General features: G+C 68.7%; 1 protein-coding gene. It reads left to right on the top strand.

All coding sequences use genetic code 11. The features are described from left to right. On the top strand, nucleotides 1-335 hold a 335-nt coding region (locus OO68_RS49035; protein WP_033314747.1), incomplete at both ends, for a hypothetical protein.

Raw genomic sequence — 335 nt, 5'->3', positions numbered from 1 at the left:
ATGTCGCGGCGTTCGGCGCGCCGGAGCGCGACGACCAGCTCTATGAAGCGGTCTCCGAGGGGCGGCGCCATCCCGGCATGGAGCATTGGCTGCCGCTGTTCCAGGAGCGGAGGGACACGCTGTTCGATTATCTCGACGGCGCAACCATTGCGATCGAGCCGCAGGGCGAGGACGCCGCGCGCGAGCGCTTCACCCAGGTTGCCGACTACTATGACGCACGGCGCGAAGCGCTGGAGCATCCGGGCAGCGGCGCGATCTACAAGCCGCTGCCGCCGGACAAGCTCTATCTGACCGAGGCCGAATGGACCAAGCTGCTCGGCGACGCGCCGCTGGCG

Origin of the sequence: Streptomyces iakyrus, assembly GCF_000717055.1 — a bacterium.
Lineage (GTDB): Bacteria > Actinomycetota > Actinomycetes > Streptomycetales > Streptomycetaceae > Streptomyces > Streptomyces iakyrus.
The sequence above is the reverse complement of the archived record's forward strand: the minus strand, read 5'-3'. Positions and strand labels throughout refer to the sequence as shown.